The sequence below is a fragment of the Flavobacterium endoglycinae genome (genome assembly GCF_017352115.1).
Classification (GTDB): Bacteria; Bacteroidota; Bacteroidia; order Flavobacteriales; family Flavobacteriaceae; genus Flavobacterium; species Flavobacterium endoglycinae.
Map to the genome: position 1 here is coordinate 5,350,980 of NZ_CP071448.1, position 15,851 is coordinate 5,366,830.

Annotated in this window: 13 protein-coding genes; 2 read left to right on the forward strand and 11 right to left on the reverse strand. The window is 33.0% G+C overall.

What is annotated here, in order from left to right; all coding sequences use genetic code 11:
- Positions 1-173 precede the first annotated feature (173 nt).
- From ilvC to J0383_RS23065, 6 genes are all read right to left on the reverse strand, one after another.
- Positions 174-1,643 carry a ketol-acid reductoisomerase gene (gene ilvC, locus J0383_RS23040; protein WP_207296294.1) on the reverse strand — a complete coding sequence of 490 codons (1,470 nt, stop codon included), beginning with the start codon at positions 1,641-1,643 and terminating at the stop codon, positions 174-176.
- A gap of 85 nt (positions 1,644-1,728) precedes the next feature.
- A complete protein-coding gene (ilvN, locus tag J0383_RS23045; RefSeq protein ID WP_207296295.1) occupies positions 1,729-2,250 on the reverse strand; it encodes an acetolactate synthase small subunit in 522 nt (173 codons plus the stop codon).
- 82 nt (positions 2,251-2,332) lie between these two features.
- Positions 2,333-4,021 carry a biosynthetic-type acetolactate synthase large subunit gene (gene ilvB / locus J0383_RS23050; protein ID WP_207296296.1) on the reverse strand — a complete coding sequence of 563 codons (1,689 nt, stop codon included), beginning with the start codon at positions 4,019-4,021 and terminating at the stop codon, positions 2,333-2,335.
- 152 nt (positions 4,022-4,173) lie between these two features.
- Entirely contained in the window at positions 4,174-5,847 is a 1,674-nt protein-coding gene (gene ilvD, locus J0383_RS23055; RefSeq protein ID WP_207296297.1) for a dihydroxy-acid dehydratase, read from the reverse strand.
- A 271-nt stretch (positions 5,848-6,118) separates the two neighbouring features.
- The gene (leuB, locus tag J0383_RS23060; protein ID WP_207296298.1) at positions 6,119-7,237 is read right to left on the reverse strand and encodes a 3-isopropylmalate dehydrogenase; all 1,119 of its coding nucleotides are present in this window, start codon (positions 7,235-7,237) and stop codon (positions 6,119-6,121) included.
- 77 nt (positions 7,238-7,314) lie between these two features.
- On the reverse strand, positions 7,315-8,490 hold the full coding sequence (locus J0383_RS23065) for a 2-isopropylmalate synthase (protein ID WP_207296299.1): 1,176 nt from the start codon (positions 8,488-8,490) through the stop codon (positions 7,315-7,317).
- A gap of 155 nt (positions 8,491-8,645) precedes the next feature.
- On the opposite strand from J0383_RS23065, the gene J0383_RS23070 reads away from it, so the two are divergent.
- Positions 8,646-10,190, forward strand: a complete 1,545-nt coding sequence (locus J0383_RS23070) for a hypothetical protein (protein WP_207296300.1) — start codon at positions 8,646-8,648, stop codon at positions 10,188-10,190.
- 121 nt (positions 10,191-10,311) lie between these two features.
- Here the strand turns inward: J0383_RS23070 and J0383_RS23075 are convergent, their stop codons facing one another.
- Positions 10,312-11,967, reverse strand: a complete 1,656-nt coding sequence (locus J0383_RS23075) for a M1 family metallopeptidase (RefSeq protein WP_207296301.1) — start codon at positions 11,965-11,967, stop codon at positions 10,312-10,314.
- 152 nt (positions 11,968-12,119) lie between these two features.
- Positions 12,120-13,775 (reverse strand): M1 family metallopeptidase, encoded by a 1,656-nt coding sequence (locus tag J0383_RS23080; RefSeq protein ID WP_207298752.1) that lies wholly within the window; start codon positions 13,773-13,775, stop codon positions 12,120-12,122.
- A gap of 118 nt (positions 13,776-13,893) precedes the next feature.
- Here J0383_RS23080 and J0383_RS23085 point away from each other — a divergent pair, with 118 nt between their 5' ends.
- A complete protein-coding gene (locus J0383_RS23085) occupies positions 13,894-14,592 on the forward strand; it encodes a carbohydrate-binding family 9-like protein (protein WP_207296302.1) in 699 nt (232 codons plus the stop codon).
- Between the two features lie 8 nt (positions 14,593-14,600).
- Here J0383_RS23085 and J0383_RS23090 read toward each other — a convergent pair whose 3' ends face one another.
- The 3 genes from J0383_RS23090 to J0383_RS23100 are packed head-to-tail and all read right to left on the reverse strand — an operon-like array spanning position 14,601 to position 15,771.
- Positions 14,601-15,041 (reverse strand): hypothetical protein, encoded by a 441-nt coding sequence (locus J0383_RS23090; protein WP_207296303.1) that lies wholly within the window; start codon positions 15,039-15,041, stop codon positions 14,601-14,603.
- A gap of 11 nt (positions 15,042-15,052) precedes the next feature.
- Entirely contained in the window at positions 15,053-15,475 is a 423-nt protein-coding gene (locus tag J0383_RS23095) for a hypothetical protein (protein WP_207296304.1), read from the reverse strand.
- 2 nt (positions 15,476-15,477) lie between these two features.
- Positions 15,478-15,771, reverse strand: coding sequence for a hypothetical protein (locus J0383_RS23100; RefSeq protein WP_207296305.1), 294 nt, complete (start codon positions 15,769-15,771; stop codon positions 15,478-15,480).
- Positions 15,772-15,851 lie beyond the last annotated feature (80 nt).

The following is a 15,851-nucleotide window of genomic DNA, read 5'->3' on the forward strand; positions in this document are numbered from 1 at the left end:
TTTTTAGGGACTAGCTTCACTTAACTTGCTAAGTCTCACTTGAAGTTAAGTGAACGCATATGCATCTATATCTATTTTTCTTAATAAGTGCTTACTAATTCAAAATATTAATTTAAAACATTGATACAGAGCAACTCCACTACAATCAAATGAGTGGAAATTCCCAAATTTATTTATCCAATTTTTTTCATTGCTGTCATAGACTCTCTTAACCAAGCTCCTACTTCTTCAATAGGATGCTGGCGGATTTCTTTGTTAACAGCAATTAATACCGTATTATCTACTCCATTAGAAGTTGAAAATGGTTTACCAATAATATTAGTTTCTACTTTTTTCATGAATTCAGTCAATAATGGCTTACAAGCATGATCAAATAAGTAACATCCGTATTCAGCTGTATCAGAAATTACACGGTTCATTTCGAATAATTTCTTTCTAGCGATAGTATTGGCAATTAATGGCAATTCGTGTAATGATTCATAATAAGCTGATTCTTCGATAATTCCAGCTTCTGTCATTGTTTCAAAAGCTAATTCAACACCAGCTTTAACCATAGCAATCATTAAAACTCCATTGTCAAAATATTCTTGCTCAGAGATTGGTGCTTCTTGTGGAGCTGTTTTCTCAAAGTTAGTTTCTCCTGTAGCTGCTCTCCATTTCAATAAGTTAACATCATCATTGGCCCAGTCAATCATCATAGTTCTAGAGAATTCGCCAGAAATGATATCGTCTTGGTGTTTTTGGAATAACGGACGCATGATATCTTTTAATTCTTCAGCCAATTCGTAAGCCTCAATTTTTGAAGGATTGTTTAAACGATCCATCATATTTGTGATACCTCCATGTTTCAATGCTTCAGTGATAGTCTCCCATCCGTATTGAATTAATTTAGAAGCGTATGCAGGATCAATTCCTTTTTCAACCATTTTATCGAAACATAAAATAGAACCCGTTTGAAGAAGACCACAAAGAATAGTCTGCTCACCCATTAAGTCTGATTTTACTTCAGCTACGAAAGATGATCTTAAAACTCCTGCTCTATGTCCTCCAGTTGCTACAGCATAAGCTTTTGCTTGATCTAAACCAAAACCGTTTGGATCGTTTTCTGGGTGAACTGCTATAAGTGTTGGTACACCAAATCCTCTTTTATATTCTTCACGTACTTCAGAACCTGGACATTTAGGAGCACACATAATAACAGTAATGTCTTTACGAATCTGCATTCCTTCTTCAACAATATTAAAACCGTGAGAGTACGCCAAAGTTGAATTTTGTTTCATTAAAGGCATAATAGCAGTAACTACAGCAGTGTGTTGTTTATCTGGAGTTAAGTTGCAAACTAAATCAGCTGTTGGAATCAACTCTTCATAAGTACCTACTTTAAATCCGTTTTCAGTTGCATTTTTATATGAAGCTCTCTTTTCAGCAATTGCATCTGCACGCAATGCGTAAGAAATGTCTAAACCAGAATCTCTCATGTTTAAACCTTGATTCAAACCTTGTGCACCACAACCAACAATAACAACTTTTTTTCCTGCTAATGCTGCAATTCCGTCTGCAAACTCTGACTGCTCCATAAATTCGCAAACTCCAAGTTGCTCTAATTGTAATCTAAGTGGTAATGTGTTGAAATAATTTGCCATTTTGTTTTAAAATATTAATGAAATGAAATTTAATAATTAATTGTATATAAATGATTGCGATATCGTTATATCACATTTTATTTTTTTATTTGAAGGTTTCTAACAATGATGAAATCTGCATCTTTTCTTTAGAAACTGAAATTCTTCCCGAACGCACAAACTGCATAATTCCATATGGTTTGAATTTATCATAAAGTTCTTCAATTTCTGAACGTCTTCCTGATTTTGATATCACAAAGAAATCTCTTGAAACTGTTACAATCGTAGACTGGCTTTCTTTGATGATATTTTGAATTTGTTTTTCATCAAATAACAAACTTGAGGCGATTTTGAACAATGCATTTTCAAGATAAATAGTCTCTTCATCTGTATGATAAAATGCTTTTATAACTTCAATTTGTTTTTCAATTTGTCCTACAATATTCTGAACCCATTTCTCTGTCGTATTCACTACGATGATAAATCTTGAAACATTCTCTATTTCTGATTCAGAAACATTTAGACTTAATATATTAATGTGGCGCTTTAAGAATATTCCTGATATCCTGTTTAACAAACCCACGTTATTCTCTGAGTATACCGATATGGTAAATGTTTTATCTTCCATTTTTTCTTTTAGTTTTATTTGTTTCAAGCCTAAGGTTCCAAGTAAAACTTGTAACGAGAAACTTGAAACATGAAACTTCTTCTTAACTTAATCTAATTTCTGACACACAAGCTCCTGTTGGAATCATTGGGAAAACGTTGTTTTCTTTTTCGACAACCACTTCTAAGAAATAAGAATCTTTTGAGGCTAGCATTTCTGCAACAGCAGCGTCAAGATCTTCTCTTTGTGTCACTTTTTTAGATTTGATATGATATCCTTCAGCAATTGCAATGAAATTTGGATTAATCATTCTAGTTGAAGCATATCTATTATCAAAGAATAATTCCTGCCATTGGCGAACCATTCCTAAGAATTCATTATTTAAAACCACAATTTTAACTGGAATTTCAGTTTGGAAAATAGTTCCCAATTCCTGAATAGTCATTTGAAAACCTCCATCACCAATAATAGCCACTACTTCACGCTCTGGTTTTCCCATTTTAGCTCCAATTGCAGCTGGAAGAGCAAATCCCATAGTTCCTAAACCACCTGAAGTAATGTTACTTTTAGTTGAATTGAATTTAGCGTAACGGCAAGCAAACATTTGATGCTGCCCCACATCAGAAACAATAATTGCGTCTCCTTTTGAGTGTTTATTGATCATTTCAATAGTTTCTCCCATTGAAATTCCTTTGCCATTGGTTGGATTTAATTCTTCTTTTATTACAGAATCAAATTCAATTTTACTTAATTCTTTAAATTCATTATGCCAAGCATCGTGAGATTTTGCCTCAAGAAGCGGTAATAAAGCAGCTAAAGATTCTTTAACATCACCCAAAACAGCGATTTCGGTTTTTACGTTTTTATCAATTTCAGCTGGATCAATTTCAAAGTGAATGACTTTTGCTTGTTTGGCATACGTATTTAAATTTCCAGTAACGCGATCATCAAAACGCATCCCAAAAGCAATTAAAACGTCACATTGGTTTGTTAATAAATTAGGAGCATAGTTTCCGTGCATTCCTAACATTCCAACATTTAAAGGATGATCGGTTGGTAATGCAGATAATCCTAAAATTGTCCAAGCCGCAGGAATTCCCGATTTTTCAATCACGGCTTTGAATTCTGCTTCAGCCTGACCTAAAATAATTCCCTGACCAAAAACAATAAGTGGTTTTTTGGCACTGTTTATTAAAGCAGCTGCTTCAGCAACTTTGTCTAATTTTAATTTTGGAACTGGAACATAACTTCTAATTCCTGTACATTTTTCATAACTAAAATCAAACTCATCAAACTGAGCATTTTTAGTAATATCGACCAATACTGGCCCTGGACGTCCTGAACGCGCAATGTAAAATGCTTTTGCCATTATTTCAGGAATTTGAGAAGCTTCAGTTACCTGAAAATTCCATTTTGTAACGGGAGTTGAAATTCCAATAATATCTGTTTCCTGAAATGCATCAGAACCTAATAAATGTCTTCCCACTTGGCCTGTAATACAAACTAACGGAGTTGAATCGATCTGTGCATCAGCGATTCCGGTTACTAAGTTAGTAGCTCCCGGTCCTGAAGTAGCAATTGCCACTCCTACCTTTCCTGTAGCTCTGGCATATCCCTGAGCCGCATGAGTTGCACCTTGTTCATGGCGTACTAAAACATGGTGTAATTGATCTTGAAATTTATATAATTCATCGTAAACTGGCATTATAGCTCCTCCCGGATATCCATAAATTAAATCTACTCCTTCTTCTAACAAACATCTTATAACGGCTTCTGCCCCTGATATTCTCATAGTATATTGTTTTTATCAATTTCAATGACAATGTCAAAAATCAATATCAAATTCAAATTTTAAATTGACTTTTGATATTTATTTTTTATTGCGATTGAATTTTGTCATTGACATTATTGTTGAAATTGATTTTTGATATTGTTATTTTAAAATTAATTATCGGTAACGCAGCCTGTAGAAGCACTTGACACCGATCTAGCGTATTTAAGTAAAACCCCTCTGTCAACTTTTAATGGCGGCTGAACCCAAGCCGCTTTTCTAGCTGCAAATTCTTCATCAGATATCTTCAGGTCGATTGTATTTTTCACCGCATCGATAGCAATTATATCTCCATCTTTTACTAGTGCAATACCACCGCCATCATATGCTTCTGGTGTTACGTGTCCTACCACGAATCCGTGTGAACCTCCCGAGAATCTACCGTCTGTAATTAACGCACAGGTGCTTCCTAATCCTGCTCCAATAATGGCAGATGTAGGTTTTAGCATTTCAGGCATTCCCGGACCACCTTTTGGTCCACAACCTCTGATGACGACTACATTACCTGGTTTAATTTTTCCGGCCTGAAGACCTGGAATTACTTCAAATTCACCTTCAAATACCACTGCTGGCCCTTCGAAATATTCTCCTTCTTTACCGCTGATTTTTGCTACAGCTCCTTCAGAAGCAAGGTTTCCGTATAAAACTTGAATGTTTCCTGTAGGTTTTAATGCTTTTTGAATTTCATGAATTACTTCTTGTCCGTCTTGTAAATCTGGAGTTGAAGCTAAGTTTTCAGCAACTGTTTTTCCTGTTACAGTTAAACAATCTCCGTGAATAAGCCCCACTTTCAATAGATATTTCATGACACCTGGAATTCCACCAACTTCATGAATATCTTCCATCATGTATTTACCACTTGGTTTCATATCAGCTAAAACAGGAGTTCTGTCGTTAATAGCTTGAAAATCATCCAAAGTAATAGTAATTCCAACAGAATGTGCCATTGCAATTAAGTGCATAACCGCATTTGTAGAACCTCCTAAAACTGCTACAATGGTAATCGCATTTTCGAAAGCTTTGCGAGTCATGATGTCTCTTGGCTTAATATCTTTTTCTAATAATATTTTGATTGCTTTTCCTGCTTCCAGACATTCGTCTCTTTTTTCTTGGCTTAAAGCAGGATTCGAAGAGCTGTATGGTAAGCTCATTCCTAATGCTTCAATTGCAGAAGACATTGTGTTTGCAGTGTACATACCACCACAAGCACCGGCACCCGGACAAGCATTTTGGATAACGCCTTTAAAATCTTCTGGAGTAATTTCGCCTTTTACTTTTTTTCCTAAAGCTTCAAAAGCTGATACAATATTTAGGGATTCTCCTTTCCATTTTCCTGAGTGAATTGAACCTCCGTAAACCATCATTGATGGACGGTTTAATCTTCCCATTGCGATTAATGCGCCCGGCATATTTTTATCGCAGCCCGGAATTGCAATTAAACTATCATACCACTGTGCTCCCACAACAGTTTCAATAGAATCTGCAATTACATCTCTAGAAACCAGAGAATAACGCATTCCTTCAGTACCGTTTGAAATTCCGTCACTTACACCAATAGTATTAAAAATAAGTCCGACCAGACCAGCATCCCAAACACCTTTCTTCACATCTTTTGCTAAATCATTTAAGTGCATGTTGCAAGTATTACCGTCATAACCCATGCTGACAATACCAACTTGTGCTTTTTTCAAATCTTCTTCAGTTAAACCAATTCCGTACAACATTGCTTGCGCCGCAGGCTGTGTTTGATCTTGAGTGATGGTTTTGCTGTACTTATTTAATTCCATTATTGCTTTGTTTTTTACTTTATTTTTATTCAAAAAAAAACCTTCCAGTATTTGGAAGGTTTATAATATAGTTTTTCAATTATATTTATACCATTCCCGCTGCAGATGTGCTAAACACATTGACAACAACGACAGAAATAATAATAATTGAGATTTGCATTTCCTTATTTTTTTAGTGTTACAAAAGTACAAAAACTTTAAGAACTAAAAAAATAAAATCTCAACATTTTCAATACTTCTTGTTATTTAATCTATTATTTTAATAAAAAATCTAAACAATTGTTGATTGACCAATCGAAACATTGTCATTATTAAAATATAGTAAGTCATCTTTGCTGAAAATGAAATTGGAAACAAACTCCCCTACTTCATTTGTGCCGAATTTTGAATCCGGTTTTAAATCAACAGTAACTACTTCGTATTCAATTGCTTTTTCTATCGCTTTATGGATCATTTCAGCTTCTGTAAATAATCCGAAATGTTCCAGCAGCATGGCCGCTGACAAAATAGAAGCAATTGGGTTGGCAATATTTTTTCCTTTTGCCTGAGGATAGGATCCGTGTATTGGTTCGAAAAGTGCATTTTTTTCTCCTAAAGATGCAGAAGCTAATAAACCAATTGAACCTGTAATTACACTGGCTTCATCTGATAAAATATCTCCAAATAAATTTTCAGTCAAAATAACATCAAATTGTTTTGGGTTTAAAATCAGCTGCATTGCAGCGTTGTCTACAAACAAAAAGTCTAAGATTACATCTGGATAACTTTCTCCCACTTTCTGAACTACTTTTCTCCACAATCTAGAAGTTTCCAACACATTAGCTTTGTCCACCATAGTCAACTTCTTGCGTCGGTTTTGGGCTGATTTAAAAGCCAAATGTGCGATTCTCGTAATTTCCTCTTCTGAATATTCACATAAATCCGAAGCATGAGTACCTTCTTCATTTAATGTTTTTGCTCCAAAATATGCTCCACCAGTTAATTCTCTGAAAATAGTAAAATCAGCACCTTCGATAATCTCTCTTTTTAAAGGAGAAGCACTCACTAAGGCTTTATAAGGTTTAATTGGGCGAATATTTGCAAACAAACCTAATTCTTTACGCAGTTTTAATAATCCTTGCTCCGGACGAACTTTTGCATTTGGATTATTATCGTATTTAGGATCACCAATGGCTCCAAATAAAACAGCATCAGTATTCAAACAAAGATTTAAAGTCTGCTCCGGGAGTGGATTTCCAGTTTTGTCTATGGCAATCGCACCCATGAGTGCTTCTTCAAAAACAAATTCATGATTATACACTTCACCAATAGCATATAATGCTTTTTTGGCTTGTGCAATAACTTCTGGTCCAATTCCGTCTCCTGGTAAAACTGCTATTTTCAAATTCATAACGTCTCGTTCTTTATGTATTTAAATCTTTGTTTCTATTCTATTTTCTTTATTCTTTCTTCTATCCTCTGCTATAACTAGCTTCTGATTAATTCACCTTCAATTTTGGAAGCTTCTATAATTTGATGAATATCTGCATCTACTACTTCTTTTTTAATATCGGCAAATTTCAAGAACTCAATGTAAACAATATCTAATTGTGTTTTTGTAAGCTCATAACCTACTTTTTTAGCTCGGTAAGCTAATGCTGCTCTTCCGCTTCTAGCAGTTAAAATAATAGAAGATTCGTTTACACCAACGTCAAGTGGGTTCATGATTTCGTAAGTAGCTCTGTTTTTGATTACACCATCTTGATGAATTCCTGAACTGTGTGCAAAAGCATTTGCTCCTACGATTGCTTTATTTGGCTGCACAATCATTCCCATACTTTCAGAAACCAAACGACTCATTTCATTTAATTCTCTTGTATTGATGTTTGTATCTAAATTTAAATAAGGGTGTTGCTTGAAAATCATTACTACTTCTTCAAGAGCTGTATTTCCTGCTCTTTCTCCAATACCATTAATAGTACATTCAATTTGTCTTGCACCATTAATAGCCCCTGCAATTGAGTTTGCAGTTGCCATTCCTAAATCGTTATGACAGTGGCACGAAAGGATTACATTTTCGATTCCTTTTACGTTTTCTTTTAAGTATTTAATTTTCGCTCCGTATTCTTCAGGAAGACAATATCCTGTTGTGTCAGGAATATTTAATACAGTTGCTCCAGATTTGATAACTTCTTCACAAACTTTTGCCAAGAACGCATTGTCTGTTCTACCAGCATCTTCTGCGTAGAATTCAACATCTTCTACATACGATTTTGCATGTGCTACAGCATATTTTGCTCTTGCAATAATATCTTCAGGCGTAGTATTTAATTTGTGGAGTATGTGAGATTCAGAAGTTCCGATTCCGGTATGGATTCTAGGTTTCTTAGCATGCTTTAAAGCAGCTGCTGCAACATCAATGTCATTTTTAACGGCTCTAGTTAGTCCGCAGACAGTGGCATTTTCTACAATTTTACAAATCTCAGAGACCGATAAAAAATCGCCCGGACTTGACACAGGAAAACCAGCTTCGATAATATCAACTCCCATTTTGTCTAGTCGTTCTGCGATTACTAATTTTTGCTTAGTATCTAACTTACATCCTGGAACTTGTTCACCGTCGCGTAATGTGGTGTCAAAAATTTGAACTTTCTCTCTATTCATATTCATTTATTTAATGTAATTTCACATCTTGATAACAAATATATATTGTACTTCCTCAGTACGAAATTCATTTTAATGAAATTATACTGTTCATAAAACAATTTATACAGTGTTAAATATTTAATAATCAATACGTTATATTATTATTTTTTACAATGGCTAACCATCAAAAAGATTTCTTATTTGTTCTTATAAAATCACTTTCGAAATCTGAAAAAAGACAGTTTAAAATTTTTGCAAGCCGATTAGAGACGAGTTCGAATACAAAATTCATTGAATTGTTCAACATTTTGGATAGATCTGAAACCTATGATGAAAAACTAATCCTGAAAAGCGGAAGTATTAAAAAAGTACAGCTATCGAACTTAAAATCATACTTATACAAGCAGATATTAGTGAGTATTCGTTTGAATATTCCCAGCCAGAATATTCGTTATCAATTACGGGAACAGATAGATTTTGCTGTTATCCTATATAATAAAGGTTTGTACAAACAGAGTTTAAAGATTCTGGACAAGACAAAACAACAGGCTTTGGAAAACGACGAAAAATACATGGCGTATGAAATTGTTGAATTCGAAAAGCTGATAGAATCGCAGTACATTACCCGAAGCATTCAAGGAAGAGCCGATGAATTGGTTGTTCAGGCCAAAGAATTGAATTACCGTAACACTATTTCGAGTAAATTATCGAATTTGTCGCTGCAGCTTTACGGAATCATGCTGAAGACTGGTTATGTAAAAAGCGATGAAGAATATAAATATATCGATGATTACTTTAATAAGCATATTTCCAAATTAGACGAAAGTAAATTTGGCTTTAGAGAGAAGTACTGGTTTTACAATGCTAATCTTTGGCGAAGTTTTCTGGTTCAGGACTTTTTAGCAAGTTACAAGTTTGCTTATAAATGGGTCCGTCTTTTTTATGATAATCCAAATATGATTTATCTAAATCCCGTATTCTTTTTAAAGGGGAATCATTATTTTTTGGAGTCATTATATATGTTAAAGTATAAATCAAACTTTAAAAAATATCTTTCACTTTTAGAAGAAACCATTCAAGACGATAAATTTCCTGTAAACGATAATATTGCATCATTGTCATTTTTATATGTATACAACAACAAATTAAACCTGCATATTTTAGAAGGAACATTTGAAGAAAGTGAATATCTAATTCCTGAAATTCTGGAGAAATTAAAAGTTCACAGCGAACATTTGGATGAACATCACGAAATGTTGTTTTTCTATAAAATTGCTTCTATTTATTTTGGGAATGAAAAATACAATGAATGCATCAATTATTTAGATAAAATCATTAACAACAAGAACTTAACAATGCGTGAGGATTTAATGTGTTTTGCGAGATTATTATCGCTTATTGCACATTATGAATTAGGAAAAGATTATTATTTAGAAAATCATCTTAAAAACACGTATAAGTTTTTATTAAAAATGAACGACTTACACGAAGTTCAAAAAGAAATCATCAAGTTTTTAAGAAACTTAAATAATTTTTATCCTGCCGATATCAAAAAGGAATTCAAAAAAATGCATACACGTTTTGTAGAACTCGAAAAGAACACATACGAAAAAAGAGCTTTTTTATATCTAGATATTATTTCATGGCTTGAAAGTAAAATTGAAAACCGAAAAATTTCTGATATCATTAAAGAGAAGGCGAAATTAAACAACAGATAAGTTTTTTAAACCCCAATAAAAAAAATCCCAAATTCCATTTTCTTGGAGCTTGGGATTTTTTATCTTTAATTCCTCTTAAGTTTGGAATTTGTAATTTATAAATGGAATTTCTTTTTAAAATTTATTCCACAATATTAGAACTCGTTACATAAAAGTCTTTATCAACTTCTAGTTTTCTGTCTTCGTTAGTTGTTTTTTCTGACTGCCATTCTGTTGTTGGTTTCAGCCAGGTTTCAACTCCATTTAATTTCACTCGAACCGGCATATCAAATTTCGCAACACAGTTTGTCCAATGATATCCAAAAGTGCCGTTTTTAAACATATATTCAAAAACCGGAATTTGAGTAGTTGTTAAATATTGAGCAAAAACTCGGTTGAAATTAATTCCAGACTGCTCATTAATATAATCCTGAATTTGTTTTGAAGTAACTGTTTGATGGTAAAACGTTTTATTCATTCCTCTCAAAATAGATTTCCATTTTGCATCATCATTAATCACCTGACGAATCATGTGAAGCATTGTGGCTCCTTTTGGATACATATCGCCAGATCCTTCATTATTTACATCATAATGTCCAATGATTGGAGTGTCGTTTTTAATGTTTTTTCTGCATCCGATTATATATTCTGCAGCTGCATCTTTTCCATAGTAATATTCAAGAAAAAGACTTTCAGAATAATTCGTAAAACTCTCGTGAATCCACATATCTGCAATATCTTTATACGTGATATTGTTCGCATACCATTCGTGTCCCGATTCGTGGATAATAATAAAATCAAATTTTAATCCCCAGCCCGTTCCGCTTAAATCACGTCCTAAATATCCATTTTTATATTGATTTCCGTAAGTTACAGAACTTTGGTGCTCCATTCCTAAATACGGAACTTCAACTAATTTATAACTGTCTTCGTAAAACGGATAAGGTCCAAACCAGTTCTCGAAAGCTTTCAGCATTTTTGGAGCATCTTTAAACTGCTCTTTTGCCACGGCTAAATTATCTCTAAGAACATAATAATTACAATCTAAATTTCCTTTTTCCCCTTTAAAAACTTCAGAAAAATTAACGTAATCACCAATGTTGATGTTTACACCATAATTGTTAATTGGATTTGAAACATACCAATTGAATGTTTTAGTTCCGTCTTTTTGTTTTTTAACGCTCTGAAGTCGTCCGTTTGAAACCTCTGTTAAGTCACCAGGAACATTTACACTGATAAGCATATTCTCAACTTCATCGTACATATGGTCTTTACAAGGCCACCAAACACTGGCGCCTAAACCTTGGCAAGATGTAGCGATAAAATCTTTTCCGTTTTTATCTTTTTTCCAAGAAAAACCACCATCCCACGGAGCTCTAACCGCTTCTTTTGGTTTTCCGTTAAAGAAAACTACGATTTCTTTTACATCGCCTACTTTTTGTTTTTCTGTTAAAGTAATGAAGAAAGCATTTCCATCTCGTTCAAATTTCAATTCCTTACCATTCTGAGTTACTTTAGTAATATTCATAGGTTCCTGCAAATCGATCTGCATACGATTATCTTCTGTTAAAACCGTATAACGGACTGTATTTGAACCCGAAATAAATTTTTCTGCCGGATTAACCTTTACGTCAAGGTGATAGTATTTCAAATCCCACCAGGCTCTTTCTTTTGTAATGCTTCCGCGTAAAGTATCCTGATGTGTAAAAACGGTTTCTGACTTGTTTAAAAGTCCCTGAGCATTGGCAGTAAGACCAATTAGAAAAGCAGTTAAAATGCTTCCAAAGTAATTTTTCATTGGTAGAATTATAAAATAAATAAAGTATTCGAACTTAATCTGCAACAAATGTAAACATTCGAATTAAGATTTCTAAAATTTTATGATTTCTTCATAAAAACAAACCCAATAAATATGAACTTTATTGGGCTTTAATGAATGTTTTACGAAGTTTAGTTTGTGATATTAAATTCGGTCACATAAAAGTTTTTATCAACGGCCAAAATAGATTTATCATCTTTTACATTTTCAGCTTTCCAGTCGGTTGTTGGTTTAAGCCAAGTTTCAACACCATTTATGGTAACTTTTAAAGGAAGATTGAAATTTTCCACACAATTGATCCAATGGTAAATCAGTTTTTGATTTTTAAAATAATATTCAAAAGTTGGTATCTGAGTAGTTCTTAAATATTGATTAAAAACTGGGCTAAAATCAATTCCCGATTCTTTACTTATAAAATCTTCAATCTGTTTTGTGGTAACGGTTTGATGATAAAAAGTCTTGTTCATTCCTCTCAAAATCGATTTAAATTTGGCATCGTCATTAATCACCTGACGAATGGTGTGAATTATGTTTGCTCCTTTTGGATACATATCGCCGGAACCTTCAACATTTACATCATAATAGCCAATAATTGGTTTTTTATTGGTAATCACTTTTCTAATCCCTCTTATATATTCATTTGCAGCATCTTTTCCATAATAATACTCAATAAAAAGCGATTCAGAATATGTGGTGAAACTCTCGTGAATCCACATATCGGCAATATCTTTATAGGTAATATTGTTTGCAAACCACTCATGTCCAGACTCGTGAATAATGATGTAATCAAATTTCAATCCCCAGCCTGTTCCGCTCATATCATTACCTTTATAACCATTTTGATAGTCATTCCCGTAAGTAACAGAACTTTGGTGTTCCATTCCGAGATACGGAACTTCGACCAATTTATAACTGTCTTCGTAAAAAGGATAAGGACCAAACCAGTTTTCAAAAGCTTTCAGCATTTTAGGAGCGTCTTTAAAATGATCTTTTGCTTTCGCTAGATTATCTCTTAAAATGTAGTAATTACAATCTAAATCGCCCTTTTCTCCTTTGAATTTTTCAGAGAAATTAACATAATCGCCAATATTGATATTTACTCCGTAATTATTAATTGGGTTTGAAACATACCAATTAAAAGTTTTAGTGCCATCTTTTTGTTTTTTAACACTTTGCAGTCTTCCATTTGAAACATCAGTTAAATCACCTGGAACGTTTACACTAATCAGCATATTCTCTACTTCATCATACATATGATCTTTACACGGCCACCAAACACTGGCTCCTAAACCTTGGCAAGACGAAGCTATAAAGTCTTTTCCGTTTTTATCTTTCTGCCACGTAATTCCTCCATCCCAAGGCGGACGAACAGCTTCTTTTGGAACACCTCCAAACGACACTACGATTTCTTTAGTTTCGCCTGCTTTTTGATTTTCGGTTAAAGTAATGAAGAAAGCATTTCCATCTCTTTCAAACTTTAATTCTTTTCCGTTTTGTGTTACTTTGGTAATGTTCATTGGTTCCTGCAAATCGATCTGCATGCGATTGTATTCTGTTAAAACCGTATAACGTATCGTATTAGATCCCGAAATTGTTCGGTCTGACGGATTTACTTTAATATCAAGATGATAATATTTCAAATCCCACCAAGCTCTTTCTTTTGTAATGCTTCCGCGTAAAGTATCCTGATGTGTGAAAATGGTTTCGGATTTCCCCATAAGTCCTTGTGCATTAACACAAAAACCAATAAAAAAAGCTATTATAAAACTTCCAAAGTATTTTTTCATCATTTATAAATTAAGTTTTGAATTAGTTAAACTATTAGTACAAATTTTTATTTTTTGTTACAATACTTGCATTCATATACAATATTGTTCTTTACTTTAGCTAAAATTTTCTTGTTTTATGAAAGTCAGTTCATTTTTATATTTTTTAGTATTCTTATATTCAATAAATACTTATTCTCAAACATTTCCTATTCATAAAACAAATGATAAAATAACAATCGACGGCGATTTGACAGACTGGAAAACACCTTTTCTGGGTCCGTTTGTAATTCATAATTCAGGGGAAAAATCCACACAAAATACTATGGTTTCACTTTCGTGGAATGATGAAAACCTCTATATCGCTTATCGTTCTAAAGATTCGAAGATTATTGGAAAATCACAGCCAAAAGATTCTAAAATCTATGAAACAGATGATTTGGTTGAAATGTTTATTGATCCTGACGGTGATGGAAAAAACTATATTGAAATTGGCGTAAATGCCTTTTCAACGTATTATGATATGCTTTTAAAATGTATTTCTCCTGAATGCGGCGGCTGGAATACTTCTATGGAGTATACTATTTCGGGGTTCGAAGCAGTAAGCAAAACAACTACAGAAGGGTTTAACACCGAAATTAAAATACCATTTTCTAGTCTGGCAAAAATTGAAAATGGGAATTTTACAAAACCCAAAACCGGTACAAAGTGGAAAGGAAATACTTTTAGAATTGATTACGGTAATACGACCGAATATCTTGCATTACAATCTTATAAGAGTTTGAAATTTGGTTTTCATCAACCAGCAGAATTTGCAGTTTTTGAGTTTGTAGAATAGTTTTTCGTTTACTTTTTCAGCAATACTCTTTTAATATTCTTATGTAATTCTAATGCATATACAATCCAATAAATACCAACAATAGGAACTAAAATTGTAAATATTAGGCTGTATATCAAAAAATAAGAAACTATACCCATTAGAATAAAAAAAACTCCCAGAGCTACGGATTGTTTAATTTCAATTTTATATTCTTTTACAGCAATAGCATCAACCTTTTTAATTAAAGAGGTTAACTCATAAGGAATTTCTATGTCGGCATCTTTTGTTGTTAAAACTAAAAGCTCCTTTAACTTTATGTATGCATTTTTACTGTAAACTGAGTCTTTTAAAAATTTACCATTTTTTAGTACATCTTCTGCAAATTCATAAACTGCAAGAAACTGGTCTTCTACATACGTAGTGTTTTGTCCAATAGAACGTTTTTTTATAATTTTTTCAATTTCCATTTTCGCTCAGCTTAATAGTTAAAAAGCTTTTTAGCATTCTGATAATATTCAACTATAACATAGATCTGGATAATTCCTATAATAACAATTGTGGCACTAATTGCAAAACCAAATAGAAAATAGCAAACAATGCCTAATAACAATACTACGACACCAATGTTTCTATGGAATTGATAAAATCTTTTACAGCTTTCAAACCCTATCGAATCGACTTTAGCAATCTTATCCTGAACAGATTGAGGAATATTTACATTTTTTAACTTCTCTTTTAAATTAAAAAAATGCGTCATCGTATGAATCGTTTTTTTTTCGCTACCAAATTTCCCTTCTTTCAAAACATAATTTGCAGTATCATCCAATAAGACCAAATATTTTTCAGCATCAGAAAAATTACTTCCATTTGCTATTTTTTCTCTTATTCTCTCAATTTCCATTTTTAATCGTCATTTAAATCAATCTTCTGCAAATTAGAGAGTTGATTTATTCGTTTAAATAATATTATAAAACCTTGTAAAACTAATGCGACATCAAGTAAGATTAATGCCGTTCCAAATTCATCATGATATTTGAAATAGCCCAAAATACCAAAAAATATCATTAGAACCCCCAGCAATACTCCAGTTCTTAATTCTCTCCTGTTTATTTTGTATTCATAAGCAAAAACTATCTGAGCTTTTCTCTTTAATTCTTCAGGTATTTCAATATTACTTTTTAATAAATTAAACTTCAAAACATTATAAATCTCGTAACTCTAAAACGATTTTGGAGAGCGATCAAATTTTCCTTTTGCTAAAAAATTATCTACAAGGT

Bases quoted from the DNA above. Each gene is read 5' to 3' on its own strand.
- ilvN (WP_207296295.1), bottom strand. From the start codon at position 2,250: ATGGAAGATAAAACATTTACCATATCGGTATACTCAGAGAATAACGTG.
- J0383_RS23075 (WP_207296301.1), bottom strand. From the start codon at position 11,967: ATGAAAAATTACTTTGGAAGCATTTTAACTGCTTTTCTAATTGGTCTT.
- J0383_RS23085 (WP_207296302.1), top strand. From the start codon at position 13,894: ATGAAAGTCAGTTCATTTTTATATTTTTTAGTATTCTTATATTCAATA.
- ilvD (WP_207296297.1), bottom strand. From the start codon at position 5,847: ATGGAATTAAATAAGTACAGCAAAACCATCACTCAAGATCAAACACAG.
- J0383_RS23070 (WP_207296300.1), top strand. From the start codon at position 8,646: ATGGCTAACCATCAAAAAGATTTCTTATTTGTTCTTATAAAATCACTT.
- J0383_RS23080 (WP_207298752.1), bottom strand. From the start codon at position 13,775: ATGAAAAAATACTTTGGAAGTTTTATAATAGCTTTTTTTATTGGTTTT.
- leuB (WP_207296298.1), bottom strand. From the start codon at position 7,237: ATGAATTTGAAAATAGCAGTTTTACCAGGAGACGGAATTGGACCAGAA.
- J0383_RS23095 (WP_207296304.1), bottom strand. From the start codon at position 15,475: ATGGAAATTGAGAGAATAAGAGAAAAAATAGCAAATGGAAGTAATTTT.
- J0383_RS23065 (WP_207296299.1), bottom strand. From the start codon at position 8,490: ATGAATAGAGAGAAAGTTCAAATTTTTGACACCACATTACGCGACGGT.
- ilvC (WP_207296294.1), bottom strand. From the start codon at position 1,643: ATGGCAAATTATTTCAACACATTACCACTTAGATTACAATTAGAGCAA.
- ilvB (WP_207296296.1), bottom strand. From the start codon at position 4,021: ATGAGAATATCAGGGGCAGAAGCCGTTATAAGATGTTTGTTAGAAGAA.
- J0383_RS23090 (WP_207296303.1), bottom strand. From the start codon at position 15,041: ATGGAAATTGAAAAAATTATAAAAAAACGTTCTATTGGACAAAACACT.